Annotated in this window: 21 protein-coding genes; 9 read left to right on the plus strand and 12 right to left on the minus strand. The window is 67.3% G+C overall.

The annotated features are described in order from the left end of the window. Position 1: 1 nt before the first annotated feature. Genes C1925_RS11505 through C1925_RS11515 form a run of 3 tightly spaced genes read right to left on the minus strand, consistent with a single transcriptional unit; the run spans position 2 to position 2,479 of the window. Entirely contained in the window at positions 2–1,255 is a 1,254-nt protein-coding gene (locus C1925_RS11505; RefSeq protein ID WP_108768996.1) for an ABC transporter permease, read from the minus strand. Beyond that, complete coding sequence (locus C1925_RS11510; protein ID WP_108768997.1) at positions 1,248–1,943, minus strand: ABC transporter ATP-binding protein; 696 nt, start codon at positions 1,941–1,943, stop codon at positions 1,248–1,250. Before C1925_RS11510 ends, C1925_RS11505 begins: the two co-directional genes overlap by 8 nt. Then, positions 1,940–2,479, minus strand: coding sequence for a DUF2796 domain-containing protein (locus C1925_RS11515; protein WP_108768998.1), 540 nt, complete (start codon positions 2,477–2,479; stop codon positions 1,940–1,942). The genes C1925_RS11510 and C1925_RS11515 overlap by 4 nt, the downstream gene beginning before the upstream one ends. A 32-nt stretch (positions 2,480–2,511) precedes the next feature. Between C1925_RS11515 and C1925_RS11520 the strand changes: the two genes are divergently transcribed. Next, positions 2,512–2,988, plus strand: coding sequence for a MerC domain-containing protein (locus C1925_RS11520; protein ID WP_108768999.1), 477 nt, complete (start codon positions 2,512–2,514; stop codon positions 2,986–2,988). Positions 2,989–3,250: 262 nt separating this feature from the next. Here the strand turns inward: C1925_RS11520 and C1925_RS11525 are convergent, their stop codons facing one another. Genes C1925_RS11525 through C1925_RS11535 form a run of 3 tightly spaced genes read right to left on the minus strand, consistent with a single transcriptional unit; the run spans position 3,251 to position 8,771 of the window. Continuing rightward, positions 3,251–6,325, minus strand: a complete 3,075-nt coding sequence (locus tag C1925_RS11525) for a CusA/CzcA family heavy metal efflux RND transporter (RefSeq protein WP_108769000.1) — start codon at positions 6,323–6,325, stop codon at positions 3,251–3,253. After that, positions 6,322–7,527: an efflux RND transporter periplasmic adaptor subunit gene (locus tag C1925_RS11530; protein WP_108769001.1), complete on the minus strand. Its 1,206-nt coding sequence runs from the start codon at positions 7,525–7,527 to the stop codon at positions 6,322–6,324. The genes C1925_RS11525 and C1925_RS11530 overlap by 4 nt, the downstream gene beginning before the upstream one ends. Beyond that, entirely contained in the window at positions 7,524–8,771 is a 1,248-nt protein-coding gene (locus C1925_RS11535) for a TolC family protein (RefSeq protein ID WP_108770690.1), read from the minus strand. The genes C1925_RS11530 and C1925_RS11535 overlap by 4 nt, the downstream gene beginning before the upstream one ends. Before the next feature lie 62 nt (positions 8,772–8,833). On the opposite strand from C1925_RS11535, the gene C1925_RS11540 reads away from it, so the two are divergent. Beyond that, positions 8,834–9,508 carry a response regulator gene (locus C1925_RS11540; protein ID WP_108769002.1) on the plus strand — a complete coding sequence of 225 codons (675 nt, stop codon included), beginning with the start codon at positions 8,834–8,836 and terminating at the stop codon, positions 9,506–9,508. Next, positions 9,501–10,877: a sensor histidine kinase gene (locus C1925_RS11545; protein ID WP_108769003.1), complete on the plus strand. Its 1,377-nt coding sequence runs from the start codon at positions 9,501–9,503 to the stop codon at positions 10,875–10,877. The genes C1925_RS11540 and C1925_RS11545 overlap by 8 nt, the downstream gene beginning before the upstream one ends. An 81-nt stretch (positions 10,878–10,958) precedes the next feature. Here C1925_RS11545 and C1925_RS11550 read toward each other — a convergent pair whose 3' ends face one another. Next, positions 10,959–13,310 (minus strand): GH92 family glycosyl hydrolase, encoded by a 2,352-nt coding sequence (locus C1925_RS11550; RefSeq protein ID WP_108769004.1) that lies wholly within the window; start codon positions 13,308–13,310, stop codon positions 10,959–10,961. A gap of 862 nt (positions 13,311–14,172) precedes the next feature. Continuing rightward, the gene (locus C1925_RS21455) at positions 14,173–14,307 is read right to left on the minus strand and encodes a hypothetical protein (protein WP_301553954.1); all 135 of its coding nucleotides are present in this window, start codon (positions 14,305–14,307) and stop codon (positions 14,173–14,175) included. A gap of 243 nt (positions 14,308–14,550) precedes the next feature. Here C1925_RS21455 and C1925_RS21325 point away from each other — a divergent pair, with 243 nt between their 5' ends. Then, complete coding sequence (locus tag C1925_RS21325; RefSeq protein ID WP_254051307.1) at positions 14,551–16,017, plus strand: autotransporter outer membrane beta-barrel domain-containing protein; 1,467 nt, start codon at positions 14,551–14,553, stop codon at positions 16,015–16,017. Between the two features lie 175 nt (positions 16,018–16,192). Beyond that, positions 16,193–18,553: an autotransporter outer membrane beta-barrel domain-containing protein gene (locus C1925_RS11560; protein WP_108769006.1), complete on the plus strand. Its 2,361-nt coding sequence runs from the start codon at positions 16,193–16,195 to the stop codon at positions 18,551–18,553. Between the two features lie 50 nt (positions 18,554–18,603). Here C1925_RS11560 and C1925_RS11565 read toward each other — a convergent pair whose 3' ends face one another. After that, on the minus strand, positions 18,604–19,005 hold the full coding sequence (locus C1925_RS11565; RefSeq protein ID WP_108769007.1) for a ketosteroid isomerase-related protein: 402 nt from the start codon (positions 19,003–19,005) through the stop codon (positions 18,604–18,606). Positions 19,006–19,080: 75 nt separating this feature from the next. On the opposite strand from C1925_RS11565, the gene C1925_RS11570 reads away from it, so the two are divergent. Together C1925_RS11570 and C1925_RS11575 are read left to right on the plus strand one after the other, a co-directional pair. After that, positions 19,081–19,668, plus strand: a complete 588-nt coding sequence (locus C1925_RS11570) for a GNAT family N-acetyltransferase (protein ID WP_216821970.1) — start codon at positions 19,081–19,083, stop codon at positions 19,666–19,668. Further along, positions 19,665–20,552 (plus strand): carbon-nitrogen hydrolase family protein, encoded by an 888-nt coding sequence (locus tag C1925_RS11575; RefSeq protein ID WP_108769009.1) that lies wholly within the window; start codon positions 19,665–19,667, stop codon positions 20,550–20,552. Before C1925_RS11570 ends, C1925_RS11575 begins: the two co-directional genes overlap by 4 nt. 122 nt (positions 20,553–20,674) lie before the next feature. On the opposite strand, the gene C1925_RS11580 is transcribed toward C1925_RS11575, so the two are convergent. The 3 genes from C1925_RS11580 to C1925_RS11590 all read right to left on the minus strand — a co-directional run bounded on the left by C1925_RS11580 (position 20,675) and on the right by C1925_RS11590 (position 23,580). Continuing rightward, complete coding sequence (locus C1925_RS11580) at positions 20,675–22,672, minus strand: DUF4034 domain-containing protein (protein ID WP_108769010.1); 1,998 nt, start codon at positions 22,670–22,672, stop codon at positions 20,675–20,677. 163 nt (positions 22,673–22,835) lie between these two features. Then, a complete protein-coding gene (locus C1925_RS11585) occupies positions 22,836–23,159 on the minus strand; it encodes a thioredoxin family protein (RefSeq protein ID WP_108769011.1) in 324 nt (107 codons plus the stop codon). A gap of 4 nt (positions 23,160–23,163) precedes the next feature. Continuing rightward, positions 23,164–23,580, minus strand: coding sequence for a host attachment family protein (locus C1925_RS11590; protein WP_108769012.1), 417 nt, complete (start codon positions 23,578–23,580; stop codon positions 23,164–23,166). A 613-nt stretch (positions 23,581–24,193) separates the two neighbouring features. Here C1925_RS11590 and proP point away from each other — a divergent pair. Both proP and C1925_RS11600 read left to right on the plus strand, forming a co-directional pair. After that, positions 24,194–25,681: a glycine betaine/L-proline transporter ProP gene (gene proP, locus C1925_RS11595; RefSeq protein ID WP_108769013.1), complete on the plus strand. Its 1,488-nt coding sequence runs from the start codon at positions 24,194–24,196 to the stop codon at positions 25,679–25,681. Positions 25,682–25,788: 107 nt separating this feature from the next. Further along, positions 25,789–26,877: a catalase family protein gene (locus C1925_RS11600; RefSeq protein WP_108769014.1), complete on the plus strand. Its 1,089-nt coding sequence runs from the start codon at positions 25,789–25,791 to the stop codon at positions 26,875–26,877. Positions 26,878–26,920: the final 43 nt, after the last annotated feature.

Raw genomic sequence — 26,920 nt, forward strand, 5'->3', positions numbered from 1 at the left:
CTCAGGCTCCTGCCGACAGGCCGTCGGCCAGGGTGCGCCGATAGGCCAGCAAGGCCGGCACCATTCCGGCTACCGCACTCAGCACCAGCACCCCGCCCACCCACGCCAGCTCGCGCAGATCCGGCCAGACATGGGTGATCGACAGACCGAAGTTGGCCAGCGCCCAGCCACGCCCTGCCAGGCTCGCGGCCACCAGCACGGCCAGCGCCAGCACGCAGGCCATGCCACTGGTCGCCACCGCCTCCAGCACCAGCAGGCCGGCGATGTAGCGTGGTCGCGCTCCGGTGGCACGCAGCACCGCCATCTCGCGGCGTCGCTCCTGCAGGGTCGACACCAGCAGCGCCACCAGCGAGACCAGCCCCAGCAGCACGACCATCGCACTGATCAGCTGCAGCGCCCGCTCGGCCGTGCCCAGCGACTGCCACAGCTGCTGCAGGGTCACGCCGGGCAGGATCGCCAGCAGTGCCTCGTCGGGGTAGTCATTGATCGCGCGCTGCACCGAGAACGTGGCGATGCGCGAATTCAGGCCGAGCATGAAGGCGGTGATGCTGGTCGGAGTCAGGTCCAGGTGCCGCGCCTCCTCGGCGCTGACCTTGTGCCCGCGCAGCTGCACGCCCGAACGCCAATCCACATGGATGGCCTCGATCGCAGGCAACGACACCAGCACCGACGAATCCACCGGCGTTCCGGTCCGCTGCAGCACGCCGCTGATGCGGAATGGCTTGTCGGCATGCTTGGCCAGTGTCACCGCAGCAGTGCCATGAGCGAGCACCATCTCATCGCCCACCTGCACGCCCTGCGCGCGGGCGACATCGGCGCCGACCACCGCATCGTACAGATCATCGAAGGGCTTGCCCCCGGCGAAGGCCAACGTGTGCCCCGCACCGTAGCGGTAATGCTCGAAATAGCCACCGGTGGTGCCGATCACCCGGTAGCCGCGCCAGGAATCACCCAACGACAGCGGCACCGCCCACTTCACCTGCGGCAGTGTCGACAGTTCCTGGTAGGACTGCCAGGACACGTTGTTGGTCGGGTCGCCGATATGGAACACCGAGTACAGCAGCAGGTTCACCGGCCCCGAGCGCGCGCCGACGATCAGATCGGTGCCCGAAACGGTGCTGGCGAAACCCTCATGCGCCTGCACGCGCACGCGCTCCACGCCCAGCAGCAGGGTCACGCTGAGGGTGATGACCAGGACGGTCAAGGACACGCTCAGCGCACGGCTGCGCAGGCTGGCCCAGGCAAGTTCAAACATGGGCGGCTCCGGCGTGGTTGATGTCCTGCAGCTGCACGACGCGGTCGAACAGCGGTTGCAGGCTGTCGTCATGGCTGACCACCACCGCGGTGGTACCGGCCGCGGCACATTGCGCGGCCATCAGCCGCAGGAAGGCGGTGGCCGCTTCGCGGTCCAGGGCCGAGGTCGGCTCATCGGCGAGCAGCACGGCCGGGCGACCGATCAACGCGCGCGCCGCCGCCACGCGCTGCTGCTGGCCGACGCTGAGGGTGCCGGCCCGGCGTTGCAGCAGGTCCGGGTCCAGGTGCAGGGCCTGCAGCAGGCGGAGGATTTCATCATCCAGCGGCCGACCGACCCGAGCGCTGCGCGCGGGCGCGAAGCGCAGGCCCAGCGCGATGTTGTCGCGCACGCTGAGGAAGGGCAGCAGGTTGAACTGCTGGAAGATCACGCCGAGATGATCGGCGCGGAAGCGGTCGCGCGCCGCCGGCTTCAGTGTGTGCACGGCCGTGCCGGCCACGCTCACCTCGCCCTGTTCGGGGCGCAGCACACCGGCCAGCAGGCCCAGCAGGGTGCTCTTGCCCGACCCGCTGGCGCCGCGCAGCAGCACGCTGCTGCCGGCGGCGATGCGAAGCTGCGGAATATCCAGGACGGTGCGTCCGCCATAGCTGAAACGCACCTGCTCCAGCGCGATCACCGCGGCGGTGTTCATGGGGCGAGCACCACGCGCAGGTTGTCAGCGGTCAGCACGGTGCGGCTCTGGCCGGCCGCCGTCGCGCTGTTGACGATGACCTCGTGCAGGTTCGGGAAGGCCTTCGGCAAGGCCAGCACCAGCACGCGCAGCGCGGCCGGGTTGGCGCACTGGTAGCGCAGCTCGGCATTGAAGCCGGCATGCGTATGTTTGGCCGGCGTGCTCGCACTCGCGGGTGCGGCGGCGGCAAAGCCGTCGGCGCGCGCGTCACGTTTCAGCGGCGTGCACTGCGCTGCGGTGGGCAGGGTCAACCAGTCGCCGCGCTTCAGCGTGGCCAGTGCAGCGTCCAGCGCCGCCTGTTCGGTGGCACTGGCTGGCGGCCTTTCGAAATCGAGGATGCCGATGCCCGGCGCCTGCAGGGCCAGTTCAAGGGTGCCCTGGTCCACGGCCAGGTCGACCGTGGCCTGGCCATGCACGTGGGCACCGAGCTGGCGCACGTCGTGTGCGTGCACGGCAGGGGCGGCAAACAACAGGAACAGGAAAACAGAACGCTTCATGGGGGACTCCATCATTGTTACTATGTAACATTATGGACCACATCCCCACGCCGCCCGCAAGGGCACTGCCCCAGCCGCCAGCTTCGGCACGCTGGCACCCCCGTCTCGACCTCGCCGGCGCCTGGCTGTCCCTGGCCTGCGCCGCGCACTGCATCACCCTGCCCCTGCTGCTGGCCTTCGTGCCGGCGGCGATGATGGCCCTGCGCTCGTTCCAGCACCCGGCCCACGGCGCGATGACCGCGCTGCTGGTGATGTCGCGCTGGGAATGGGTGTTTGCCCTGGTCGCCTCCACGGTGGCCATGGCCAGCACCGTGTCGGGCTGGCGTCGCCACCAGCAGTGGCGGCCGCTGCGGCTGGCGGCCTGCGGCGCGGTCGCGCTGCTGGCGTCGTCGCTGTACATGCCGTTGAAGGAATCACTGGTCTGGCACGGCGTGGCGACCGCCTGTGGCGGCGTGTTGCTGGCCACCGCCCACATCCTCAACCGGCGGGCGCTGCACCGCGTGCGCTAACGTCGGGATGCCGGCCAGCGGCCGGCACTACCCGATTTCTCTTTGCGCGCGATGCGCGGGGGGATGCCGGCCAGCGGCCGGCACTACCCGATCTCGGGCCGCGCGCTACGTCCGGTAGTGCCGGCCGCTGGCCGGCAACGCACTCAGAGGAGGTTGGCAGCTACCCGGCGTCGGGGGCCAGACCCTGCGCGTCGCGTTCGCGCAGCAGGCCGGTAGCGCCGCATGCCCGGCGGATGTGGCGTGCGCCAACCAAGATTGGCACCTACCCATTTGCGGCGCGGCGGCTGTGCACCCAGTAATACAGCGTCGGCAGCACCAACAGGGTCAGCAGCATCGCCGACAGCAGGCCGCCGATCACCACCACCGCAAGCGGCTTCTGCGTCTCGGCACCAATAGCGTGCGAGGTGGCCATCGGCAGCAACCCGAACATCGCCAGCAGCGCGGTCATCAGCACCGTGCGCAGGCGCTGCAGCGAACCCTGCACCACCGACTGCAGCAGGTCCATGCCCTGCTCGCGCAGCTGCGCGAACCGGCTGAGCATGACTACGCCGTTCAATACCGCCTGCCCGAACAACGCGATGAAGCCGATCGCCGCCGACACCGACAACGGAATGCCGGTCAACCACAGGGCGAGGATGCCGCCGATCATCGCCAGCGGCACGTTTGCCAGGATCAGCGCTGCACTACTGATGTCCTTGAACGCATCGAACAGCAGCACGAAGATGATCAGCACCGACAGCGGGATCACCCAGCCCAGCCGCTTCATCGCGCGCTGCTGGTTCTCGAACTCACCCGACCACTCCAGGCGGTAGCCCTCGGGCAGCTTCACGCTGGCACCCACCCGCGAACGCATGTCGGCCACCACGCTGCCCATGTCACGGCCGGCGATGAAGATGCTCACCGCCTTCACCCGCTGTGCGTTTTCGCGCGAGATGTTGATCGCACCGCTGGCCATGTGGAAATCGGCGACATCGGACAGGGTCACGGTATGCCCATCGCCGATCCCCACCGGTACCATGCGCAGGCGCTGCAGGTCACGGTCGGCATCGTCAAGGCGCAGGGTGATCGGGAACTTGCGGTCGCCTTCCCACAGCTCGCCCACTTCGCGCCCGCCCAGAGCCGTTTCGATCACCTCATCGATGTCACGCACGTTCAGGCCATAGCGTGCGGCACGGTCACGATCGATCTGCACCTGCAGCTGCGGCAGCGAGCCATCGCGGTCGATGAAGGCGCTCTCCACGCCATCCACGCCGCGCACCTGGCCGAGGATGGCCTGGGCTTCCCGGTTCAGCACATCCAGGTCGGCACCGCTGACCTTGATGACGACCTGGCCCTTGATCTGCGAGATGCTCTCCAGGATGTTGTCGCGCACCGGCTGCGAGATCGAGAACTCCGGTCCCGGAATGCGCTGCTCCAGGGTGCGCTGCAGGTCGGCGATCAGCTGCCGCTTGTCCACGCCCTTCGGCCATTCCTTCTCCGGCTTCAACGCCACCAGCGCCTCGATCTGGTTCGCGCCCTTGGCATCGGAGCCGTCCTCGGGACGGCCCAGCTTGGCCACCACCGTGGAGACCTGCGGATAGGTGTTCACCAGTTCCCGGATGCGCCGCGACTGCTGCTGCGCCTCGGCGAGGCTGGTGCTGGGGTCGAGTGTGGCGGTCAGCCAGATCGAGCCCTCATCCAGCTCCGGCAGGAACTCCGAACCCAAGCGCGTGCCCAGCGCCAGCGTACCGACCAGCAACGCAACTGCGGTCAGCACCACCGCCCGCGGGCGGGCCAGCGCACGCTCCAGCACCGGCTGGTACCAGCCGGTCAGGCGGTCCATCAGCGGGTTCTCACCGCGCATGCGGTCACGCCGCAGCCACCAGTAGCAGAACAGCGGCACCACGGTCAGCGCCAGGATCAGCGCGCCGATCAGGGCCGAGGTCACCGAATAGGCCATCGGCGCGAACATCCGGCCTTCCTGCCGCTGCAGGGTGAAGATCGGAATATGCGCGGCGATGATGATCAGCATCGAGAAGAACGTCGGCCGCCCCACTTCCGAGGCCGCCGACAGCACGGTGGAGAACCGTGTCTTCCGGTCTGCCGTACGCGGTAGCGCCGACAGGCGCGAAACGATGTGCTCGGTGACGATCACTGCACCGTCGATGATGATGCCGAAGTCCATCGCCCCCAGCGACAGCAGGTTGGCCGGCACGCCCCATAGGTGCAGGCCGAGGAACGTCGACAGCAGGGCCAGCGGCATCATCGCCGCCACGATCAGCGCGGCGCGGGCGTTGTAAAGGAACAGCCACAGCACCAGGAACACCAGCACCGCACCTTCCAGCAGGTTGCGGAACACCGTCTTCAGCGTGGTCGAGACCAGCCAGGAGCGGTCGTAGAACGGCTCGATGCTGACGCCTGCCGGCAGCTGGTTGGCTTCGATCTCGGCCACGCGCGCATGCAGGGCGTCGAGCACATCGGACGGATTCTCGCCCTTGCGCATCAGCACCATGCCGAACACCGCGTCATCGTTGTCGTCCTGGCCGACCAGGCCCTGCCGCGGAAGGCCGGTATCGGCGATGCTGGCCAGGTCGCGCACCAGCACCGGCGTGCCACCCTTCTGCGCGACCACCACGCTGCCGATGTCGGCCGGGGAACGCATCAGGCCGACGCCACGGATCAGGAACTGCTGCTGGCCACGCTCCACGTAGCCGCCACCGGCGTTGGAGCTGCCTTTTTCCAGTGCTTCGGAAAACTCACTCAGGCTGATGCCGCGGTCACGCAGCTTGTCCAGGTCGGGCTTGACCTGGAACGTGCGCGCATAGCCGCCGAAGCTGATCACATCAGCCACGCCCGGCACGGTGCGCAGGCCACGTTCCATCACCCACTCCTGCACGGTGCGCAGTTCGGTGGGGCTCATGTGCGGGGCCTTCAGCACGTAGCGGTAGATCTCGCCCACCGCCGAACTCATCGCCTCCAGTTCGGGCGTCACGCCCCCGGGCAGGTCCACGCCCTGCAGGCGTTCCATCACCTGCTGGCGCGCGAAGTAGTCATCGGCCTTGTCGTCGAAGGTCAGGATGATCATCGACAGGCCGAACTGCGTATGCGAGAACACCCGCACCGAGTGCGGGATGCCCGACAGGGCCACTTCCAGCGGCATGGTCACTTCGCGCTCGACCTCCTCGGCGGCGCGCCCCGGATGCAGCGAGACCACGGTCACCTGGGTGTCGGACACATCGGGGAAGGCTTCCACCGGCAGCACGCGGAACGCGGCGATGCCGGCGCCGATGAACAGCAGCAGCGCCAGCATCACCATCAGCGGCTGGCGCAGGCAGTAGGCAATCAGGCGATCGATCATGGTGCGGCATGCCCCTTGGCGGGAGCGGCAGCTGCGGAGGCCGCCGTCGCCGGGGCCGGTGCCGGTGCGCTGTCCACCAGCTGCTGCAGCAGCAGGCCGCCCTCGACCACCACGCGGCTGCCGGCCGCCAGCCCTTCGCGCACCCACAGGCGCCCGTCACCCAGCTCCTCGGCCTGCACGGCGCGACGCGCGTAGTGGCCCTTGCCTTCGTCCACGAACACCACCTGCTTGCCATCGATCAGCAGTACGGCAGCATCCGGCAGCGACACGCCGCCCTGCGCCGGCAGCGCCACCTGGGCGCGCACGTACTGGCCGGCCTTGAAGCTGCGGCCGTGGTTGTCCAGTTCGGCACGCGCCTGCACCACGCGGCGCTCGCTGTCGACGAAGTCATCCACATGCTGCAGGGTCGCCTGCAGCGTGCTGCCATCGGCAGCCGGCACCTGCACCTGCAGGCCGGCCTGCAGGCGCCCGGCCAGGCTCTCGGGAATGTCCAGCAACAGCCACAGGCGGTCGGGATCACCGATCACCGCCAGCGGCTGCTCGCCATCGGGGCCCACGTTCATGCCCGGGCTCATCCGCCGTTCCACCAGCACGCCGTCGATGGGCGCGCGCAGCGGCAGGCGCTGGTCCACGCGGTTGCCATTGCCATTGCCATAGGCGGTGGCGAACGCAGCGGCGCGTGCATGGTCGGCCTGGCTGCCGGCGAAATGTGCTGCGGCCTCGTCCAGTTCGCGGCCCGAGGCCACGCCGGCGGCATGCAGTTCGCGGGTGCGCTCCAGTTCGCGGCGGGCCTGCTGCAGCTCGGCGCGCCCGCGCACGCCTTCGGCCTGCGCCTGGCCGAACTCCGGCGAGGTGATCCAGGCAATCACCTGCCCCGCCTTGACCTTCTGCCCCGGCTGCGCCTCGATGCGCGAGACCTGGCCCGGCAACGGCGCGCGCAGCGCACTGGAGCGGGTCTCGTCCCAGACCACGCGGCCCGGCAGCTGCAGCGATGCACTGGCGCCCTCGCTCACCGCCTCGCTGCGCAGTACGTCCAGCTGGCGGCTGTCGGCCGGGAACTGGATCTGCCCGGCACTGACCACCGGCGCGCCATCGGCATAGGTGGCCGGTTCACGCCCGCAGCCGGACAGCAGGGCCAGCGCGAGCAGCGCAGGCAGCAGTGCGCGGCGCGCACGCGGTTGAGTGGCGGCATGCGGGTTCACAGGGTCTCTCCTTCGGCTACGGACGTGGCGGCGCTCCAGCGCGCCAGTGCAATGGCGTGGTCGGCACGCGCCTGGATCAGCGCGGCTTCGAACTCGCGCCAGCTGCGGCGCGCATCCAACAGGTCGGTCAGGCTGGCGGCACCCCGGCGATAGGCCAGTTCGATGCCCTGCACGGCCTTGCGTGCACTGTCGGCCTGCAGTCCCTCGTAATCCCGGCGGCGCTGCGCGGCGGCTTCGGCGCCGGCCTGCAGCTGGTCCAGCTCGGCCCAGGTCTGGCGCTGCAGCGCATGCAGTTCCAGTGCGGCGGCATCGCGGTCGGCCTCGGCGCGCTGGATACCGCCCTGCGCGCGCGACGGCGCCCCCAGTGGGATCGTCACCGACACACCCCAGGTCACGCCATTGATGTCGGTCGGCTCGCGCTCGGCCTCCACGCCCCACTGGATGTCGCGGCGGCGCTCGCTGCGTGCCAGTGCCACGCCCGCATCGGCCGCGGCCAGGCGCGAACGCGCGGCACGCAGGTCCACCCGCTGCTGCGGATCGGCAGCGCTGCCAGCCGGCTCCCTGCTGGCGTCAGGCCAGGCGTCGTCCGCACTGAGAGAGGCGCTTTCCTCCCTGCCCAGCAGCAGGGCCAGCGTGTGCTGCGCATCGCGCAGGTCCAGCGCCGCGTCGCGGGCCGCATCGGCCACTGCGAGGTCATCCACGGCAAGGCGGGCACGATCCACCGGTGCCATCGCACCGCTGGCGACCTGCCGCTCCGCAGCGGCCATCTGCTCGGCCGAACTGCGGTGGTTGGCCTCGGCGATGTCCCGTACATCCTGCGCGGCCTTCAGCCCGAAATAGGCTTCGTGCAGGGCCACCTGCTGCCGGCGGCGCATGTCCAGCTGTTCCAGCCCGGCCGCCTCCACCAGCGCATCGGCCTGGCGCATGCGCAGCATTCGTTTGCCGCCGCGTTCCCAGGTGAAGCCCAGGCCGACCGTGCTGTCGACGCGCTTGTCCTGCCAGCGGCCGCTGCCGACGCCGTGCTTCGGGCTGATCTTGCTGGTGCCCAGCGACAGTTCCGGTGCAGGCCGCAATGCAGCGGTCAGCGCGTCACCCTGCGCACCGCGCAGTTCCAGCGCCGCCGCGCGCAGGTCAGGGTTGTGCGCATCCATGGCACGTTGCGCGTCCTGCAGGCTGATCGCCCACGCCGCAGGTGCACACGCCAGTGCGGCCAGCAGGGCCGCCGAACGAGGGAGGAAATTCATGCGCGCCACGGTAAGGTGACGCACTTGCGCCAAACTTTCCCGAACCTTGCGCGAAGCTTGCAATGCGAATCCTGTTGATCGAAGACGACGCGGCCCTGGCCGACGGCCTGGTGCGCGCCCTGCAGGGCGCCGGCCATCTGTGTGACCACCTGGCGCAGGGCCTGCTGGCGCCGGCGGCACTCGCTGCTGCGCCGTATGACGTAATGGTGCTGGACCTGTCGCTGCCCGATGTAGACGGCCTCGACCTGCTGTCGCGCCTGCGCGGCCAGGCCATCAGCCTGCCCGTGCTGATCCTCACGGCACGCGATGGCGTGGAGGACCGCATCCTCGGCCTGGACCGCGGTGGCGACGACTACCTGGCCAAACCCTTCGCGCTGGGCGAACTGGAAGCGCGCCTGCGCGCGTTGGCGCGACGCCGCGGCGATGCGCCCGCACAGAAGCGGCTGGGCCGCCTGTGCCTGGACAGCATCCGCCAGGAGGTGCAGGTGGACGGCCAGCGCATCGAGCTGACCGCACGCGAGCTGGCCCTGGTCGATGCGCTGATGCAGCAGCCCGGACGTACGGTGACCAAGCAGCGCCTGTTCGACGCGCTGTACAGCTGGGACCACGAGGCCAACCTCTCCGTGATCGAAGTGCACGTCAGCCGCCTGCGCCGGAAGTTCGAACAGGCCGGCGCGGATGTAGGCATCCGCATGCTGCGTGGCCTCGGCTACCGGCTGGAGGCCATCGATGGTTGAGCGTGTGGCGAGCCTGCGTGGGCTGCTGCTGCGACGGCTGTGGCTGCCGCTGCTGGTGCTTCTGCTGTGCAGTGCGGTGGGCTCGTTCGCGCTGGCGCGCTACTTTGCCGGCCAGGTCTATGACCGCTGGCTGCTGGACTCGGCGATGTCCCTGTCCGAGCTGGTGAAGGAGCAGGATGGTCGCGCGGTGATGGACGTGACGCCGGCCATGTCACGCATGTTCACCTGGGACACGGTGGATGAAGTACATGGCGAAGTGGTCGATGCCAGCGGCGCGCGGCTGTATGGCGATCTGGCCGAGGCACTACCGCGGCCCGCACAGACCGCCGATGACGACGCCGTCTACTACGATGCGCGGCTGCGCGGGCAAGCGGTTCGCATGGTGGAGGTGCTGGTGCCGACCACGAGCGGGCATCAGGTGCGCCTGCGGGTGGCCGAGACGCTGCGCAAGCGGCACCGGCTGGAGCGCAAGCTGCTGATGACCAGCGTACCGTTCCAGGCCGCCATCCTCGCGCTGGCGGCCTGGCTGGCCTGGTCGGGCACTGGCGCGGCAGCGCGCCATGCCAACCAGGTGGCGCGGCGACTGGCCAGCCCGCGACCGGACCCGCTTGCGCCTCTGGACCCGCAGCAGGAGGCACCGCGCGAGCTGTGGCCCGCGGTGGAGGCCTACAACGCACTGCTGCAGCGGCTGGATGCAATGCAGGCGGCGCAGCGGCGCTTCGTCAGCAATGCCGCACACCAGCTGCGCACGCCGTTGGCGGCCATGCAGGTGGAGCTGGAGAGTTCGCTGCGGCAGCAGGATCCACAGGCGCAACAGCTGGCGCTGTCCGGAACGCTGGCCGGGTTGTCGAGGCTGCAGCACCTGGTCAACCAGCTGCTGCTGCTCAGCCGTTCGGAAGATGCACAGGGCGCTTCGTTGCCGTTGCAGGTACTGGACATGGCCTCGCTGGCGCGCACCGTGGTCGAACGCTACGCCGACCGGGCGTTGGCTGCCGGGGTGGACCTGGGCTACGAGGGGCCGGACGAAGGCGTGCCGGTGCGGGGTGATGCACCGTTGCTGCGCGAAGCGCTGGGCAACCTGCTGGACAACGCGCTGCGTTATGGCGCCGTGCGCGGAATGATCACCCTGAGCGTGCAACGCGATGCGGACGGCGTGCAGGTCTGGGTGGATGATGATGGCGCCGGCATCGACGCGGCCGAACGTGGCCGCGTCACGGAACGCTTCTACCGCGCCAGCAGCCAGGGCGATGGCTGTGGCCTGGGCCTGGCCATCGTGGCCGAGATCGCGCAGCGGCATGACGCCGCGTTGGAGATCGGCAGTGCACCGATGGGTGGCGCACGGGTAGGAATGCGGTTCCGCACCCGGTAGACGCCAACCTTGGTTGGCGCCGTGGTTCCCCGTGTGCCAACCAAGGTTGGCACCTACCAAAGCAGCGTCATGCGTGCCGCATCAACGGCTCATGGAGTACGGCGCCTGCGCCCCCTGCCCCGGCCATTCCTTGTTCGGTTCGGCCTGCATGGTGAAGGTCAGTTCGCCACCGGCCAGGATCTCGTCATGGCGCAGGAAAGTGCGCTGCAGCGGTTTGCCGTTGAGGCTCACGCTGCCCACGTAGGTGTGCTTGTCGTCCAGGCCGTTGGCCACGATCGTGAACGTCTTGCCGTTCGGCAGGCGCATCGCGGTCTTCGGCAGGAACGGACGGCCGAGGATGTACTCGCCCGAACCCGGCGCCACCGGATAGAAGCCCAGCGCGGTGAACACGTACCACGCCGACATCTGGCCGACGTCATCGTTGCCAGCCAGGCCATCCGGGCGGTCGGCGTACTGCGTGTCCATGATCTGCTTCAGACGGGCCTGGCTGCGCCACGGCTGGCCTGCGTACGAGTACAGGTAGGCCACGTGGTGGCTGGGTTCGTTGCCGTGCGCGTACCAGCCGATCAGGCCGGTGATGTCTTCCATGTGCTCGAAGATGGACGGATCGACCTTGGCGTTGAACACCTCGTCAAGCCGCGCCAGCAGCTTGTCGCTGCCACCGTGCGCTGCGGCCAGCCCGGCCACGTCCTGCGGCACGTACCAGGAATACTGCCAGGCGTTGCCTTCGGTGTAGTCGGTGCCGTAGCCGCTGGCACTCGGGTCGAACGGCGTGCGGAAGCTGCCATCACGCTTGCGCGCGCGCATGAAGCCGGTGTCCTTGTCGAACGCATGGCGCCAGTTGCCGGCACGCTTGTCGAAGGTGGTGGCCACGTCGGTCTTGCCCATCGCCTGCGCCATGCGCGCGATGGTCCAGTCGTCGAAGGCATATTCCAGCGTCTTGCTGGCGGCCTCGCCTTCCTCGTCGATCGGCACATAGCCCAGCTCGCGGTACTGCGCGATGCCGTCGTAGGGGCCGTAGTTGGCCGTCTCGACCATGGCCTTCAGCGCCTTGTCGGCGTCGAAGCCACGGATGCCCTTGACGTAGGCATCGGCGATCACCGGCACCGCGTGGTAGCCGATCATGCACCAGTCTTCCAGGCCGTGGAACGACCACACCGGCAGCATGCCGTAGGGGCTGTGGTCGTGGTGGGCCAGCATCGAATTGATGAAGTGGCTGTTGCGCTTCTCCGGCTGCACCAGGGTCAGCAAGGGATGCAGGGCGCGGTAGGTATCCCACAGCGAGAAGGTCGAGTAGTTGGTATAGCCCTCGGCCTTGTGCACGGCATTGTCGGCGCCGCGATACTGGCCGTCGGCATCCATGAACAGCGTCGGCCCCAGCATGGTGTGGTACAGCGCGGTGTAGGCACTGCGGCGTGCATGTTCCGGCGCATCGATATCCAGCACCGACAGCGCCTTCGTCCACTCCTGCTTCGCCTGCGCACGCACACGGTCGAAGTCGAAGTCGGCCACTTCCGCGTCGAGATTGGCGATGGCACCAGCCTCGCTGACCGGCGAGATCGCGACCTTGACGATCAGCGGCGCATCGAGCTTGCCGAATTCGAAGGTGCCGACCAGCTGCCGGCCCTCAATCTGTGCCCGCTGCTTCGGGTCCTTCTCACCCGGGGGCGCGAAGCCCTTGTAGACGATGTCCTTCTCGGTGCTGTGCAGCTCGTGGCTGGTCAGCGGCCGAGAGAAGCGCATCGCGAAATACAGCTGGCGCCCCGCCGCCCAGCCGCGCGTTTCGCGGAAGCCGGTGACGGTGCCGTCGTCGCGTACGCGCACCCGCGACCACAGGATCTTGCCCGGGTAGTCGTACATGCTGGTGCGCATGTCCAGCAGCATCTTCGCGTCGGTGCCCTTGGGGAAGGTGTAGCGATGCACGCCGACGCGGGCGCTGGTGGTCAGCTCGGCGCGCACCTTGTAATCGTCGAGGGTGACGGCGTAGTAGCCGGGCTCGGCCTTCTCGTCGTCATGGCGGAACTGCGAGGCATAGCCGCTGCGCGGTTTTTCCGGATCGCCGCGTTCCAGGCCGGGCTCGCCGGTGAACGGCATCACCAGGATATCGCCCAGGTCCGAATGACCGGTGCCGGAGAAATGCGTGTGCGAGAAGCCGACGATGCTGCTGTCGTCGTAGCGGTAGCCGGCGGCCCAGCCATAGGCCTTTTCGCGTGGCTGGATGCGCGTGTCCGGGCTGAGCTGGACCATGCCGAACGGCACCGTGGCACCCGGGTAGGTATGCCCTTCCCCACCGGTGCCGATGAAGGGGTCGACCGAGGCATAGGCCTTGTCGGCGGCGGACCGCGCAGGGGCAGCACCGGCCAGACCGGAAGCGAACATCGCCGAGGCAGCGACAGCGAGCAGGAAACGACGTTGCGACAGGGGCATCGGCATTTGGATCGATTCAGGTGGTGCTCAGGAGCCTAGCATCACGCCCTTGACTCTGCATGTTGCGGTGCAGCTGAACCGTTCCATACGCGACAGAATCAGTCCGTTTTTCATCTGCAACTTTTTGTATTTCTGCCGGCGTCACCGGTGATGACACTGTGCCGCCACCTAAGCGCCGCAGAGTGGACGGGCCCGAAATTAAGACGATTGCGTGCCAAGGCAGGGAGCGGGATTGCCGCATCACCTTTGTCAGGAACCACTGTCGGGTCACACCCGCGTCACGCCCTCTTAGCGCCTGATACAGATTGACGCAGTCTGTACGGGTGTATTCCGGAAGTACTCTCACAACAGGAGTTTCGTCATGAAAGACGCTGTCCGTCGTTCGCTTGCACTGGCTGTCACAGCCGCTCTTTGCATTGCATCCCCGCTGCAAGCCCGGCACCTCGGCCCAGGAAACAGCGCCTCAGTTGGCACCGCGGATACACCAGAAGGATGGACGCTGGATAACGCGAGCCTCAGGGTTGTTCCTGGCGGTGACGTGCTGGGAATCGCTGCAAGCAGCGGCTCGACCGTTCAGATCGATGGTCTAACAATGACTGGGGCAGCAGACAATGCAGGCCACGAATCGCCCATCTGGTTCAGTAACAGCTCGCTCACAATGGCGAATTCTTCCATCAGCAACACCACAGGCCGCGCCCTTACGCTGGTAGGTGGTGTCGGCACCGGCCTGGCAGGATCAAACGCAACGATCACGAACAGTCAGCTCTTTGGCGTTGGCATCGGCATCAGCGTCAGTACTCGCGACGCGGGCCAGCGATCCACACTACTACTTGACCAGACACTGGTCGATGCTACAGCCCAGGATGCCTCACAGCAATTCAGCGGCCATGGCCTGCTTGTTCTTGGCGCTGCCGACGTCACCATTAGGAACGGCAGCCAGATCGTGGGCGACAACCACGGAATCTACCACGCTGAGAACGCCATCGCGGACGACGAGACACATATCATCATCGACGCCTCACGCGTCGAGGGCCGCACCGGATCTGCGCTTCATGTGTCCAACCCACGTGGCGGCAGAGAAGCGGTCGTTTCCCAGTTCGTGGTACAGAACAATGCGCAGCTGGTTGGCGGTGATGGAAACCTGCTGCTTGTTGATGCTTCTGCGGCAGTCGTCGGCCTCTCAGTCGACAACTCCAACCTCACTGGCAATATCGTGAGTGTTGGAGGTAGCACAGTGGACGTTGCAATGAACAACAACGCCACTCTCCTCGGCACCACCCGGAACATCACCTCGATGGCACTGGACAACGCCCGCTGGCAGCTGACCGGAAACAGCAGCACCGGCAGCCTGTCACTGGGCAGTGGCAGTGAAGTCGCGCTGGGCGACGGCTCTGCTTTCCACACCCTCAACGTGTCCGGCAACTTCACCGGCAACGACGGCACCTTCCTGTTCAACACCGTGCTGGCCGGCGACGATGCCGCCAGCGACAAGCTGGTCATCGGCGGTGACACCAGCGGTACAGCCAACGTGCGCGTCAACAACGTCGGCGGCGCAGGCGCGCAGACGGTCAACGGTATCGAACTGATCACCGTGGGCGGCGCCTCCAACGGCCAGTTCAACCTGGCCGGCCGCGCGGTCGGCGGCCAGTATGAGTACTTCCTGCATAAGGGCACCGGCGCCGATGGCAACTGGTACCTGCGTTCGGTGCTGCCCACCGCGCCGGACCCGTGCGAGGTCGATCCGAGCCTGCCGCAGTGCAACCCGTCACTGCCGGGTCCGGATCCCGACCCGGTGCTACGCCCTGAGCCGGGCGCCTACTTGGCCAACCTGCAGGCCGCGCAGACGATGTTCCGCCTGGGCTACCACGATCGCCATGCTGGCCAGAATGCCGGCCGCGCGTGGGCCCGCGTGGATGGTTCGCGCAACGGCTTCGATGCGGTCAGCCAGCAGCTGGACATCCGTGGCAACAGCCAGGCACTCACGGTGGGTGCCGACCTGTGGCGCCTCGACTCCGGCAGCAGCGTGGGCGTGATGCTGTCCACCGGCAATGCCAGCAGTACCTCCACCAATGAGCTGACCGGTTACTACGCGCGCGGCAAGGTGAAGGGCGAGGCGTTGGGCCTGTATGGCACATGGCGCGGTGGCAATGGCGCCGACCCGTATGCGGGCTTCTACGTGGATGGCTCGGTGCAGCGTGCGCAGTTCCGCAACCGTGTGGAAGGCGTCGGCCTGGCCGGCGAGCGCTACGACAGCCGGGCCTGGCAAGGCGCGGTGGAAACCGGTTATGCCTTCCGCCTGGGAGGCGCCAGCAACGGCGGCATCTACCTGGAACCGCAGCTGCAGGTCGGCTACAGCCGCTGGGATGATGATCGCCACACCGAAACCAACGGCACCGTGGTTGGTACCGAGAATGCCGATGGCCTCTTCGGGCGCGCTGGCCTGCGCCTGTCCGGCGTGACCCGCTGGGGCAATGGTGCGGCTGAAGTGCAGCCCTACCTGGCCGCCAACTGGCTGCATACCCGCGCCGAGTCGCAGATCAGCATGGACGACGAGGTGGTGGATGCCCGCATCCCCCGCAGCCGTGGCGAGTTCAGTGCCGGTGCCTCGGTGAAGTTCGGCAGCGGTGTGGGCATCTGGGGCGGGCTGTCGCTGCAGCGCGCCAGTGGTTATCACCAGAACGCCGCGCAGGTGGGCGTGAGCTACAGCTGGTAATCGAGCCGGCAAACCGTGCTTTCGGGGTGTCATGCGCGTTAGATGCGCATGACACCCTGTAACCCCATTGGAAGGGCGCCGTCCTTACGGTCTGTCGCCTCGCAGAGGCGGTGCAACAGCGCAGCGAAGTAAACGCGGCCCTTTCCTGAAGTTGGATTCCAAAAGGAGCTTTCTCATGAAGATCGCCGTTCGTCGTTACCTCGCACTGGCTGTGGCCAGCTCTCTTGCCTTGGCTTTCGCACCGGCATATGCGCGCTCGCTTACCCCGGGGCAAAGTGCCACGGTGCAGCCCGGTGACACACCTGAAGACTGGAATCTTAACGGAGCGACGCTTGTCATCAATCCGGGTGGCAGTTCGTTGAATATTGATGCGACGCGCGAATCGAATGTCCGACTGTCCGGCGCCCAGATATCCGGCTCGTCAGCAGATTCCGGCGGCGTACGAGTACTGAACAGCACGTTGGAAATGGCGGATACCGTTGTGGAGAACGCTTACGGCCGAGGCGTGAACCTTGCAACGGCGATATCGACTGGCCTATCGGCGCCCGCGGCCAACATCAGCAACAGTACAATCACTGGGCTTGGTCTTGGAATCAGTCTGTCGATCCGCGAACCAGGACAACGCGCAACGCTGAATCTCGACAACACCAAAGTCTTGGGCCGCCTGGACGGCACGCCGGGCGCACTTGGCGGCAACGGAATGCTGGTACTTGGAAACTCAGAAGTGCTGATCGCCAACGGCAGCACCATCACTGGTGAGCAGAATGGGATATTTGCGTTCGAAACAGCGGTAAATCTCAACGACCCAGCAAAGGTTGTAATTGACGCTTCGCGGGTGGAAGGCATGGCTGGATCGGCGCTTTTTGTCGGCCCAGCACGCGCTGGCCGCAACGACTCTGAAATTCTGTTCACGGCACAGAATGGCGCCGAAGTCGTCGGCAGCAACGGCAACCTGCTTGAAGTAACCTCCACGGCAGCCAAAGTCGGCTTCACCGTCGACGACTCCAACCTCACCGGTAACATCATCAACACCGGCGGCAGCACAGTGGACATTGCGTTGACCAACAACGCCAGCCTGCTCGGCACCACCCAGAACATCACTTCGATGGCATTGGACAACGCCCGCTGGCAGCTGAGCGGCGACAGCAGCACCGGCAGCCTGTCTCTGGGCAGTGGCAGTGAAATCGCACTGGGCGACGGCTCCGCCTTCCACACCCTCAACGTGTCCGGCAACTTCACCGGCAACGACGGCACCTTCCTGTTCAACACCGTGCTGGCCGGCGACGATGCTGCCAGCGACAAGCTGGTCATCGGTGGTGATACCAGCGGCACCGCCAACGTGCGGGTCAACAACGTCGGCGGCGCAGGCGCGCAGACGGTCAACGGTATCGAGCTGATCAGCGTGGCTGGCGCGTCCAACGGCCAGTTCAACCTGGCTGGCCGCGCGGTCGGCGGCCAGTACGAGTACTTCCTGCACAAGGGCACCGGCACCGATGGCAACTGGTACCTGCGTTCGGTGCTGCCGACCGCACCGGACCCGTGCGAGGTCGATCCGAGCCTGCCCGAGTGCAACCCGGAACTTCCGGGTCCGGGTCCGGGTCCGGATCCCGACCCGGTACTGCGCCCCGAGCCCGGCGCCTACCTGGCCAACCTGCAGGCGGCGCAGACCATGTTCCGCCTTGGCTACCACGATCGCCATGCTGGTCAGAATGCGGGTCGCGCGTGGGCCCGCGTGGATGGTTCGCGCAACGGCTTCGATGCGGTCAGCCAGCAGCTGGACATCCGTGGCAACAGCCAGGCACTCACGGTGGGTGCCGACCTGTGGCGCCTCGATTCCGGCAGCAGCGTGGGCGTGATGCTGTCCACCGGCAATGCCAGCAGCACCTCCACCAACGAGCTGACCGGCTACTACGCCCGCGGCAAGGTGAAGGGCGAGGCGCTGGGCCTGTATGGCACGTGGCGCGGCGGCAATGGCGCCGACCCGTATGCGGGCTTCTACGTGGATGGCTCGGTGCAGCGTGCGCAGTTCCGCAACCGTGTGGAAGGCATCGGCCTGGCCGGCGAGCGCTACGACAGCCGGGCTTGGCAGGGCGCGGTGGAAACCGGTTATGCCTTCCGCCTGGGAGGCGCCAGCAACGGCGGCATCTACTTGGAACCGCAGCTGCAGGTCGGCTACAGCCGCTGGGATGATGATCGCCACACCGAAACCAACGGCACCGTGGTCGGTACCGAGAACGCCGATGGCCTGTTCGGGCGCGCCGGCCTGCGCCTGTCCGGCGTGACCCGCTGGGGCAATGGTGTTGCCGAAGTGCAGCCCTATCTGGCCGCCAACTGGCTGCATACCCGCGCCGAGTCGCAGATCAGCATGGACGACGAGGTGGTGGATGCCCGCATCCCGCGCAGCCGTGGCGAGTTCAGTGCCGGTGCGTCGGTGAAGTTCGGCAGCGGTGTGGGTATCTGGGGCGGGCTGTCGCTGCAGCGCGCCAGTGGCTACCACCAGAATGCCGCGCAGGTGGGCGTGAGCTACAGCTGGTAAGCGTGCAACGAGGGAGTCGGGCCCTGCCCGGCTCCCTCGATTCCCTCTCTTCAGCCACCCACCGCGGCGATCCAGTGCGGCAGGTTGTAGTAGTTGGTGATGCGCGCGACCTTGCCGTCACGGATCTCGAAGAACGCACCCGCCGGCAGCACGTACGGCTGGCCGTGCGCTTCAGGCAGACCTTCGTCGGTGGCCAGGTACTGGCCGTTGACGGTGAACTCGGCGGCACCACGGCTGCCATCGGCACTGCCGAACACCACGATGTCGGTCAGCTGCTCGCGGTAGGAACGCGCCATCTTCTGGCAGAACGCACGGAACGCGTCCTTGCCCACTTCGCGGCCGCCCTGGTTGATGTCATGCACCACGTCGTCGGTGACCTGGGCGACGAACGCCTCGATATCGCCGCTGTTGAAGGCGTCGTAGTAGGCGCGGATGACGTCGGTGGCACTCATGGGAGGATCCTGGGGATGGGCGGGCCGGGGAGCATAGCCTATACTCACCCCCAGTATCCATGGGCGACAACGAACGTGCGCATCACCACGCTACAGGGGCTGGCAGCAACCCCCTTCCTGGACGACCTCGCGCGCCTGCGCATTCGCGTCTTCCGTGACTTCCCGTATCTCTATGAAGGCGACCTGGCCTACGAGCGCGGCTACGCGGCCACCTACGCGGCGGCCGCCGGCAGCATCATCGTGCTGGCCCAGGATGGCGACCGCGTGGTCGGCGCGTCCACGGGAATCCCCATGCGCGAGGAGACCGCTGAGTTCCAGGCGCCATTCCTGGGCAGCGCCTGGGACACCGACCGGATCTTCTACTTCGGCGAATCGGTGCTGCTGCCGGAGTACCGCGGCCGGGGCCTGGGCGTGCGTTTCTTCGAGGCACGCGAGGCGCACGCCCGGCAGGCCGGCTTCGACCTGTGCTGCTTCAGCGCGGTGCAGCGCCCGCTTGACCATCCGCTGCGCCCGGCCGACTACCAGCCGCTGGATGCGTTCTGGCACAACCGTGGCTACGTCCATCACCCCGAGTTGAGCACGTCGTTCACCTGGCGCGACGTCGGCCACAGCGAGAAGACTGCCAAGCCAATGTCGTTCTGGCTGAAGGCGCTGACCGCATGATCCGCTTCGCTGCCAGCCAGTACGCGATCGAGCTGATCGAGCAGTGGGACGACTACGCCACCCACCTGGACGCCCACGTTGCAGAAGCCGCCGCGGCCGGCGCGCAGCTGGTGCTGCTGCCCGAGTACGCGGCGATGACCCTGACCGGCCAGCTGCCGCCGGACGAGCGCGGCAACCTGGCCGCGTCCATGGCCGGTATCCAGCCGCTGCTGCCGCGCTGGCTGGCGCTGTGCGCACAGATCGCCCAGCGCCATCGCGTCTGGTTCTGCCCCGGCTCGGCACCGGTGCTGGACGCTGATGGCCAGTACCGCAACCGCGCATTCCTGTTCGGCCCGCAGGGCCTGCTGGGCCATCAGGACAAGCTCATCATGACCCGCTTCGAGCGCGAGGAATGGAACATCGCCGGTGGCCGCGAGGGCCTGCGCACGTTCGAGACGCCACTGGGCATCCTGGGCATCCTGATCTGCTACGACACCGAATTCCCGATGCTGGCCCGGCAGCTGGCCGAGGCCGGCGTGGACCTGCTGCTGGCACCGAGCTGCACCGATACCGAGGCCGGCTACCACCGCGTGCGCATCGGCTCGCAGGCGCGTGCGCTGGAAAACCAGCTACCGGTGCTGGTCTCGGCCACCGCCGGCATGGCCAGCTGGAGCCCGTCGGTGGATGTGAACTACGGCCGCGCGGCGATGTATGTGCCGGCCGACCGCGGCATGCCGGCCAACGGCGTGCTGTGCGAGAGCGAGCGGGTGTTCACCGAGGAAAGCCGCTGGTTGATCGGGCAGATCGATGCCGCCGCGGTCTCTGCGGTGCGCCGCGAGGGCCAGGTGGCGTTGTACCGCGACTGGCCGGAGCAGTTCGCGGTGAAGGTGCAGCGGACGGCGTAGCGCCGGGCCGACGCTCGGCTGACGCCTTCTGTAGAGCCGAGCCCATGCTCGGCTGGAACAGCAGTCAAGCATAGGCTCGACTCTACAAGAGCAGTCGAGCCATGCTCGACTCTACAAGGGCGTCACCGCGCTGGCAGGCCGTCGCTCACGCGTTCCATCGCCTGCCGGTAGCGGCGGCTGCCAAACAGGCCGCGCTGCAGGGTCGTGCGCAACGCCTGCACCTCGTCCTCTTCCGGCTGCTGCGCGCAGGCGCGCTCGGCCCAGAACACCGCGCGGTCAAACTCGACCTCGCTGCGCGCGGCGTAGTACTGCGCCAGCATCCAGGCCGCCTGCGTCCACGCCTGTCCACCCCAGAACTCCAGCGTATCCAGCAGGCGCGGCAGGCGCCCCTCGGCAGGCACCTGCGTGCGCAGGTAGTACCCCGCACCCGCTACGCAGCTGCGGACGCGACGCTGCAGACGCTCGCCCCACTCTTCTTCGGTCGCCGCCAGCTCCAGGCAGCGCAGCTCGCAGGCATTGGACAGATGCACCAGCTCGTCCGCGCCGATGCCGGCGATCCCGCCCTCCTCCAAGCCACGGTCGTAGACCAGGCTGAGGTTGTAGAGCGCGCGGCCACTATCCCGCTCGGCCGCACGGCGGTACCACTGGATGGCCAGCGCCGGATCGTAGGCAGGCGCGTGCTCGAAGTAGTGGTAGCCGAGCGCGGCCTGCATCTCCGGGAAGCCCAGTTCGGCACCGACCTGCGCCATGTGCAGCAGCGCGGTGTGCTGCAGCGATTCGTCGAAGGCATGGTAGACGTCGTTGAACGGGCAGTCCGCGCCCGGCGCCGGCACCGCCATCAGCGCGGCCGCGTGGCGCCAGGCCGCCTCGGCCTGCGCCGCATCCGGCGTCACCCCGCACCAACCGGTGTCGCGCAGTACGCCCTGCATTACCGCCGCCCAGGCCGAGTTTCGCCACTGCCGTGCCACCACCGGCGCCAGCCACTCACCCATGCCAGTTGCCGCGGCTGCATGCAGCATGCGCATCAGCTGATGATCATCGAAACCGCGCGGCACGCTCGGGTCGGCCGCCTGCGCGTAGTACGCCGCAGCCATTTCGGCGTTGTCCACCCGCGATGCCAGCTCGGCCAGCTGCAGATGGATACCCGTCCGCTCCAGCGCCGACTGCGGCTGGGCCAGCAGTTCCATGCCGCGCGCGAAGGCCTGCTGCACCGCGCTGCGGTCGTCGGTGTCGATGCTGTCCACGTCGATGGCATCCAGCCACACGATCATGCGCAGCTGGTTGCGCTGCGATGCGTCCAGGCCTTCGGCCAGGGGACCCTCGGCCAGCGCCAGAATCTCTTCATGGCTGCCGCCCCAGCGCGGCGTACGCAGCCGCGCGTAGGTGTCCAGCAGCGGCAGTGCGTGCCCTGCAGCCTGCAGGCCCATCTGCAGCCAGGCCAGTGCCGGCTGCGGCGAAGCCTCGTCGCTCGCGATCGGGTCGCCCTCCTCATCCAGTTCCGGCGGCGGCGGAATCGCGGCAGACCAGGACGCAGGCATCTGCGCCGGCAGCTCCGGCAGGCGCGGCGCCTCGGCCATCCACGCGCCGAGCAGGGCCTGCATGTCGCGCCACGGGCCGGCGCCATCGGCGGGATGGAAGCCATCGTGCATCCAGTCGCTCATCCACACCGGCACACCGAACGCCGCCACGCTGCGCATCAGCTGGTGCAGCAGCGGCCAGGGCAATGGCCCGCGATCGGCCAGGGCAATGGCGTGGACGAACAGCGCGGTCTGCGCGGCATGCACGCTGGACCAGGCGCCCTCGCCCACCGTTGACGTCCAGCCCGAGCCGCGCAGATCGACGGCGATGCGGTCCCACACCAAGGCGGCCAGCATCAGTGGCGCATCAGCCTGCGGAACCTGCCGCTGCCACACACCCAGAGCCTGCCACAGCGCATTGATCGAAAGCGCCTGCGGCGGCGCAAGCAGGGCCAGTGCACGCGCACCGCCCTCGGCGTCTTGCGGTGCGAGGAGCTCGGGCAAGGCGGACTCGATGGCCTCGAAGCGATGGGCGAGCAGGTCATCCCAGATCGCGGGTGCGGCGTGAAGCCGCGGGGATTCAGCGGAAAGCGGAGAGGTCATCGGAATTCAAGCAGAGCGACAGCACCGGCGGATTATAGCGCTGCGGCGGGGCTGCGCTCCGTAGTGGTCAAGCTTGCTTGACCGCCTTTTGCCGTTCCGTCGAGCAGGCTCGACGCCTACCAGAGCGAAAGGCAAAGGCAACAGCCGTCGAGCAAGCTCGACGCTACGTCGGCAGCGCTGCCACCAGGGTGGACAGATCGGCGCTGTCCACCGGCCGCACCACGCGTGCCACTTCCTGGCCGTCGCGCAGCAGTACCACCGTCGGCCACAGCTTCACCTGGAACGAGCGGCCCAGCGGCTTGCCCTTGCCATCCTCGATCTTCCAGTGCGGCAGATCATGCGCGTCCACGAACTGCTGCAGCGCCGGCTGCGCGGCCTGGCAATGGCCGCACCACGGCGCACCGAATTCGATCAGCAGCCAGCCGGCCTGCGCATCGACATCGCTGCGGGCCGGCTCGGCGGCCTGGTGGTCGCGCATGAAGGGCATGCCGTTACGCCGCCAGTGCGCGCTGGATGTCTTCCAGCGGTGCGTTGGTGAAGTTCTTGGCCAGGTCATCCAGCAGCCGCGCCTGCGTTTCCTTGTGCAGCAGCGGGCGGATGCGGCCCAGGGTGATCGGATCGGCCACCAGGATCAGGTGCGAGTAGCGGTTCTTCAACGCATCCTCGTTCAACTGCTCGGCCACCTGCTTGGCGAACGTCGCTTCGTTGAGCTGGGAAATGGACATATCCTTCGGCACGGCACCGGCAGGCCCCTGTCCCGACACGCCCTGCTCGCTGATGTCCTGCAGGCGCAGCTCGCCCTGCTGCTTCAGCGTGAGCTGATGATCGGTGCCGACGTTGGTGAACACGCGCGCCGAACCACCATCAGTGACGACGACAAGGGTACCTTCGGGAATGCGACGGGTCATGCGATGCTCCGGTTGCGTTGGTTCGCCACCACCGTAAAGGCTGCGTTGTGAGCGATGCGGCCACACTGCGTCCACAGCATGTCATCGCAGCAGGCGACATCAAAGCACGCACATGAACAGGCAGGTTGGAACACAGCGTCCGCTACAGCCCGCTTCGCTGCATGTTCACGCCGTAACCGTTATCATGAACCGATGATCGACACGACGTACTACGTGGCAGGCACGCCTGTTACGTGGGAAGCACGGCCGACCGGCGTACCGCTTGCCACACCCGCTCCCACCCCCTCATTCCTTCGCCGCGTGCAGGATCCGGGTGGATGACGCCGCTCAGGCGCTGATCTTCACTTTTTTTCGATGCGCACCCCGCTTGGTCCGGTCAGCCCGTTCTGATCGGCGGCATCTGCCATCACCGCTGGCATTGATCTTCACCAGCCCTCGCCGATCCACGGCGTAGTTTCCCGTGCGTGATCTTTTCCCGTACGTCCTGGTCCAGCGTGGACCGCCCGCTTCGATGCCCCTGCGCCAGTTGCGCCAGCATCGCCGTTTCCGATTTCCGGGACACACCACACCGCCTATTCCGCACTCCCCCTCCAAGAACAGAAAGGACGTCCCCATGCAGGACAACTCCGATGCCCATGCCCATTTCGGCTGGTTCAAACGCCGCCGCCACCTGAAGGTCGACGAGATCACCGTCGTCGACAAGCCCATGCTCAAGCGCGCCGTCGGTGCCGCTGCACTGGGCAATGCGATGGAATGGTTCGACTTCGGCGTCTACGGCTACCTTGCCGTGACCATCGGCCAGGTCTTCTTCCCCTCCAGCAATCCCACCGCGCAGGTGATCGCCGCGTTCGCGACCTTCACCGTGGCCTTCCTGGTGCGCCCGCTGGGCGGCCTCGTGTTCGGTCCGCTGGGTGACCGCTACGGGCGGCAGAAAGTGCTGGCCTTCACCATGATCCTGATGGCGCTGGGCACCTTTGCCATCGGCCTGATTCCGTCCTACGAACGCATCGGCATCTGGGCCCCGGTCCTGCTGCTGCTCGCGCGCGTCGTGCAGGGCTTCTCTACCGGTGGCGAGTACGGCGGCGCGGCCACCTTCATCGCCGAGTATTCCACCGACCGCAACCGCGGCCTGATGGGCAGCTGGCTGGAGTTCGGCACGCTGGGCGGCTACATCGCCGGCGCCGGCACGGTCACCGCGCTGCACATGCTGCTGAGCAGCGAGGACATGCTGGACTGGGGCTGGCGCATCCCGTTCCTGGTCGCCGGTCCGCTGGGCCTGCTCGGCCTGTACATGCGCATGAAGCTGGAAGAGACCCCGGCCTTCCGCGCCTTCGCCGAGGAAGCCGAGAAGCGCGAGCATGACCGCCCGGGCCTGGGTGACCTGTTCCGCGTGCATGGCCGCCAGCTGCTGGTGTGCATGGGCCTGGTACTGGTGTTCAACGTCACCGACTACATGCTGCTGACCTACATGCCCAGCTACCTGAGCGTGACCATGGGTTATGCGGAGAGCAAGGGCCTGCTGCTGATCATCATCGTGATGCTGGTGATGATGCCGCTGAACATCGTCGGCGGTCTTTTCAGCGACAAGCTCGGCCGCCGGCCGATGATCATCGGCGCCTGCATCGCGCTGCTGGTGCTTGCCGTGCCGTGCCTGCTGCTGATCGGCAGCGGCAACGACTGGCTGATCTTCCTCGGCCTGATGCTGCTGGGCCTTGCCCTGGTGTGCTTCACCAGTTCAATGCCGTCCACGCTGCCGGCGCTGTTCTACACGCCGGTGCGTTACAGCGCGCTGTCGATCGCGTTCAACGTGTCGGTGTCGCTGTTCGGCGGTACCACGCCGCTGGTCACCGCCTGGCTGGTCGAGCGTACCGGGGATCCGCTGGTGCCCGCCTACTACCTGATGATTGCGGCAGTGATCGGCCTGATCACCATGATGTTCGTGAAGGAGACGGCGAACATGCCGCTGCGCGGTTCGCCGCCGGCCGTGGCCAGCGACAAGGAGGCCGCCGCCCTGCTGAAGAGCGACGGGCCGGTGACGGTGGACCCGACCCTGCCGCCGCTGCCGGAAGCCGGTGACGGCGAGACGCCCAAGCCTGCCTGAGGCATCGTAGGCGCCCGCGCATGGGTCGTGAAAGGGGCCCATGCCGGCCCTGCACTGTCGGATAACCGCAATCACGCATGCTGGCTTCATCCCTGATGGAGACAGCCATGCGCACGCTACTTCCGCCCGTTCCCTTCCACGCCGGCATGGAGCAGCCAGAGGCTGACGAGGCCGAGACCATCGACGCGCTGCGCGAGGTGTTCCTCGGCATGGCGCGAACGGTGGCCGCAGCCGAAGGCCATGCGCATCGTGCCGTGCATGCAAAAGGCCAAGCGCTTCTCAAGGGCAGGCTGAAGGTTTCTGATGGCCTGCCACAGGAACTGGCACAAGGACTCTTCGCTGCGCCTGCTACGTACGAGGCCGTCGTTCGCTTCTCTTCCCCGCCCGCCGAACAGTTGCCGGACACGGTGTCCACGCCGCGGGCCATCGCCATCAAGATCCTTGGTGTGAGCGGCGCCCGCGTTGCGGAGAGCGAAGAACAGCACAGCCAGGACTTCCTGATGGTGAACGGCCCGGCCTTCACCAGCCCGGGTCCAAAAGGCTTTCTCCGTTCAACAAAGCTGCTGGCGGCAACCACCGAGCGCATGCCGCGAACCAAGGCAGTGATTTCGGCCGCCCTCCGCGGCGGTGAAAGGCTGCTGGAAGCCGCAGGCGGCGGCAGCGGCAAGATCAAGGGGATGGGCGGCGAACCGCAGACACACCCGATGGGGGAAACCTTCTTCAGCCAGGTGCCGTTCCGCTTCGGCCCCTACGTGGCCAAGTTCTGCCTGCGTCCTGTGTCGGCGACCTTGCAGGCACTGGATGGTGCACCGGTAGAGAACAGCGAGGACAGCCAGCGCGATGCCATCCAGGAGGCGCTTGCGAGCGGGCGCGGCGATCTGGTCTGGGAGCTGTGTGCGCAGCTGTGCCGGGACGAAGAAGCGATGCCCATCGAGGATGCCTCGGTGGAATGGCCACAGGAGCAGAGCCCGTTCATTGCCGTGGCCGAGCTGCATGTTCCGCCCCAGGTGAGCTGGGATGATGCGGAATCACCGGGCGTCGAAGACCGGCTGGCGTTCAGTCCATGGCACGCGCTGGAAGCACATCGGCCGCTGGGTGCGCTTAACCGCGCACGCAAGGTCGTCATGGCCGCCTCGCGTGCGCACCGGTCGCAGCACAATCGGTGTCCGCTGCACGAGCCGGTTGCAGGCACATGATCCAGCCCTCCGGTGAGCGATGTAGAGTCGAGCCTGCTCGACT

Origin of the sequence: Stenotrophomonas sp. SAU14A_NAIMI4_5 (assembly GCF_003086795.1) — a bacterium.
In the GTDB taxonomy this organism is placed as follows: domain Bacteria; phylum Pseudomonadota; class Gammaproteobacteria; order Xanthomonadales; family Xanthomonadaceae; genus Stenotrophomonas.

What these genes read in the sequence shown, in the direction of transcription:
- C1925_RS11525 (WP_108769000.1), bottom strand. Translation starts at nt 6,325, where the DNA reads ATGATCGATCGCCTGATTGCCTACTGCCTGCGCCAGCCGCTGATGGTG.
- C1925_RS11590 (WP_108769012.1), bottom strand. Translation starts at nt 23,580, where the DNA reads ATGACCCGTCGCATTCCCGAAGGTACCCTTGTCGTCGTCACTGATGGT.
- C1925_RS21325 (WP_254051307.1), top strand. Translation starts at nt 14,551, where the DNA reads ATGAACAACAACGCCACTCTCCTCGGCACCACCCGGAACATCACCTCG.
- C1925_RS11540 (WP_108769002.1), top strand. Translation starts at nt 8,834, where the DNA reads ATGCGAATCCTGTTGATCGAAGACGACGCGGCCCTGGCCGACGGCCTG.
- C1925_RS11505 (WP_108768996.1), bottom strand. Translation starts at nt 1,255, where the DNA reads ATGTTTGAACTTGCCTGGGCCAGCCTGCGCAGCCGTGCGCTGAGCGTG.
- C1925_RS11585 (WP_108769011.1), bottom strand. Translation starts at nt 23,159, where the DNA reads ATGCCCTTCATGCGCGACCACCAGGCCGCCGAGCCGGCCCGCAGCGAT.
- proP (WP_108769013.1), top strand. Translation starts at nt 24,194, where the DNA reads ATGCAGGACAACTCCGATGCCCATGCCCATTTCGGCTGGTTCAAACGC.
- C1925_RS11600 (WP_108769014.1), top strand. Translation starts at nt 25,789, where the DNA reads ATGCGCACGCTACTTCCGCCCGTTCCCTTCCACGCCGGCATGGAGCAG.
- C1925_RS11515 (WP_108768998.1), bottom strand. Translation starts at nt 2,479, where the DNA reads ATGAAGCGTTCTGTTTTCCTGTTCCTGTTGTTTGCCGCCCCTGCCGTG.
- C1925_RS11520 (WP_108768999.1), top strand. Translation starts at nt 2,512, where the DNA reads ATGGACCACATCCCCACGCCGCCCGCAAGGGCACTGCCCCAGCCGCCA.
- C1925_RS11565 (WP_108769007.1), bottom strand. Translation starts at nt 19,005, where the DNA reads ATGAGTGCCACCGACGTCATCCGCGCCTACTACGACGCCTTCAACAGC.
- C1925_RS11575 (WP_108769009.1), top strand. Translation starts at nt 19,665, where the DNA reads ATGATCCGCTTCGCTGCCAGCCAGTACGCGATCGAGCTGATCGAGCAG.
- C1925_RS21455 (WP_301553954.1), bottom strand. Translation starts at nt 14,307, where the DNA reads ATGTGTCTCGTCGTCCGCGATGGCGTTCTCAGCGTGGTAGATTCCGTG.
- C1925_RS11545 (WP_108769003.1), top strand. Translation starts at nt 9,501, where the DNA reads ATGGTTGAGCGTGTGGCGAGCCTGCGTGGGCTGCTGCTGCGACGGCTG.
- C1925_RS11580 (WP_108769010.1), bottom strand. Translation starts at nt 22,672, where the DNA reads ATGACCTCTCCGCTTTCCGCTGAATCCCCGCGGCTTCACGCCGCACCC.
- C1925_RS11560 (WP_108769006.1), top strand. Translation starts at nt 16,193, where the DNA reads ATGAAGATCGCCGTTCGTCGTTACCTCGCACTGGCTGTGGCCAGCTCT.
- C1925_RS11510 (WP_108768997.1), bottom strand. Translation starts at nt 1,943, where the DNA reads ATGAACACCGCCGCGGTGATCGCGCTGGAGCAGGTGCGTTTCAGCTAT.
- C1925_RS11550 (WP_108769004.1), bottom strand. Translation starts at nt 13,310, where the DNA reads ATGCCGATGCCCCTGTCGCAACGTCGTTTCCTGCTCGCTGTCGCTGCC.
- C1925_RS11535 (WP_108770690.1), bottom strand. Translation starts at nt 8,771, where the DNA reads ATGAATTTCCTCCCTCGTTCGGCGGCCCTGCTGGCCGCACTGGCGTGT.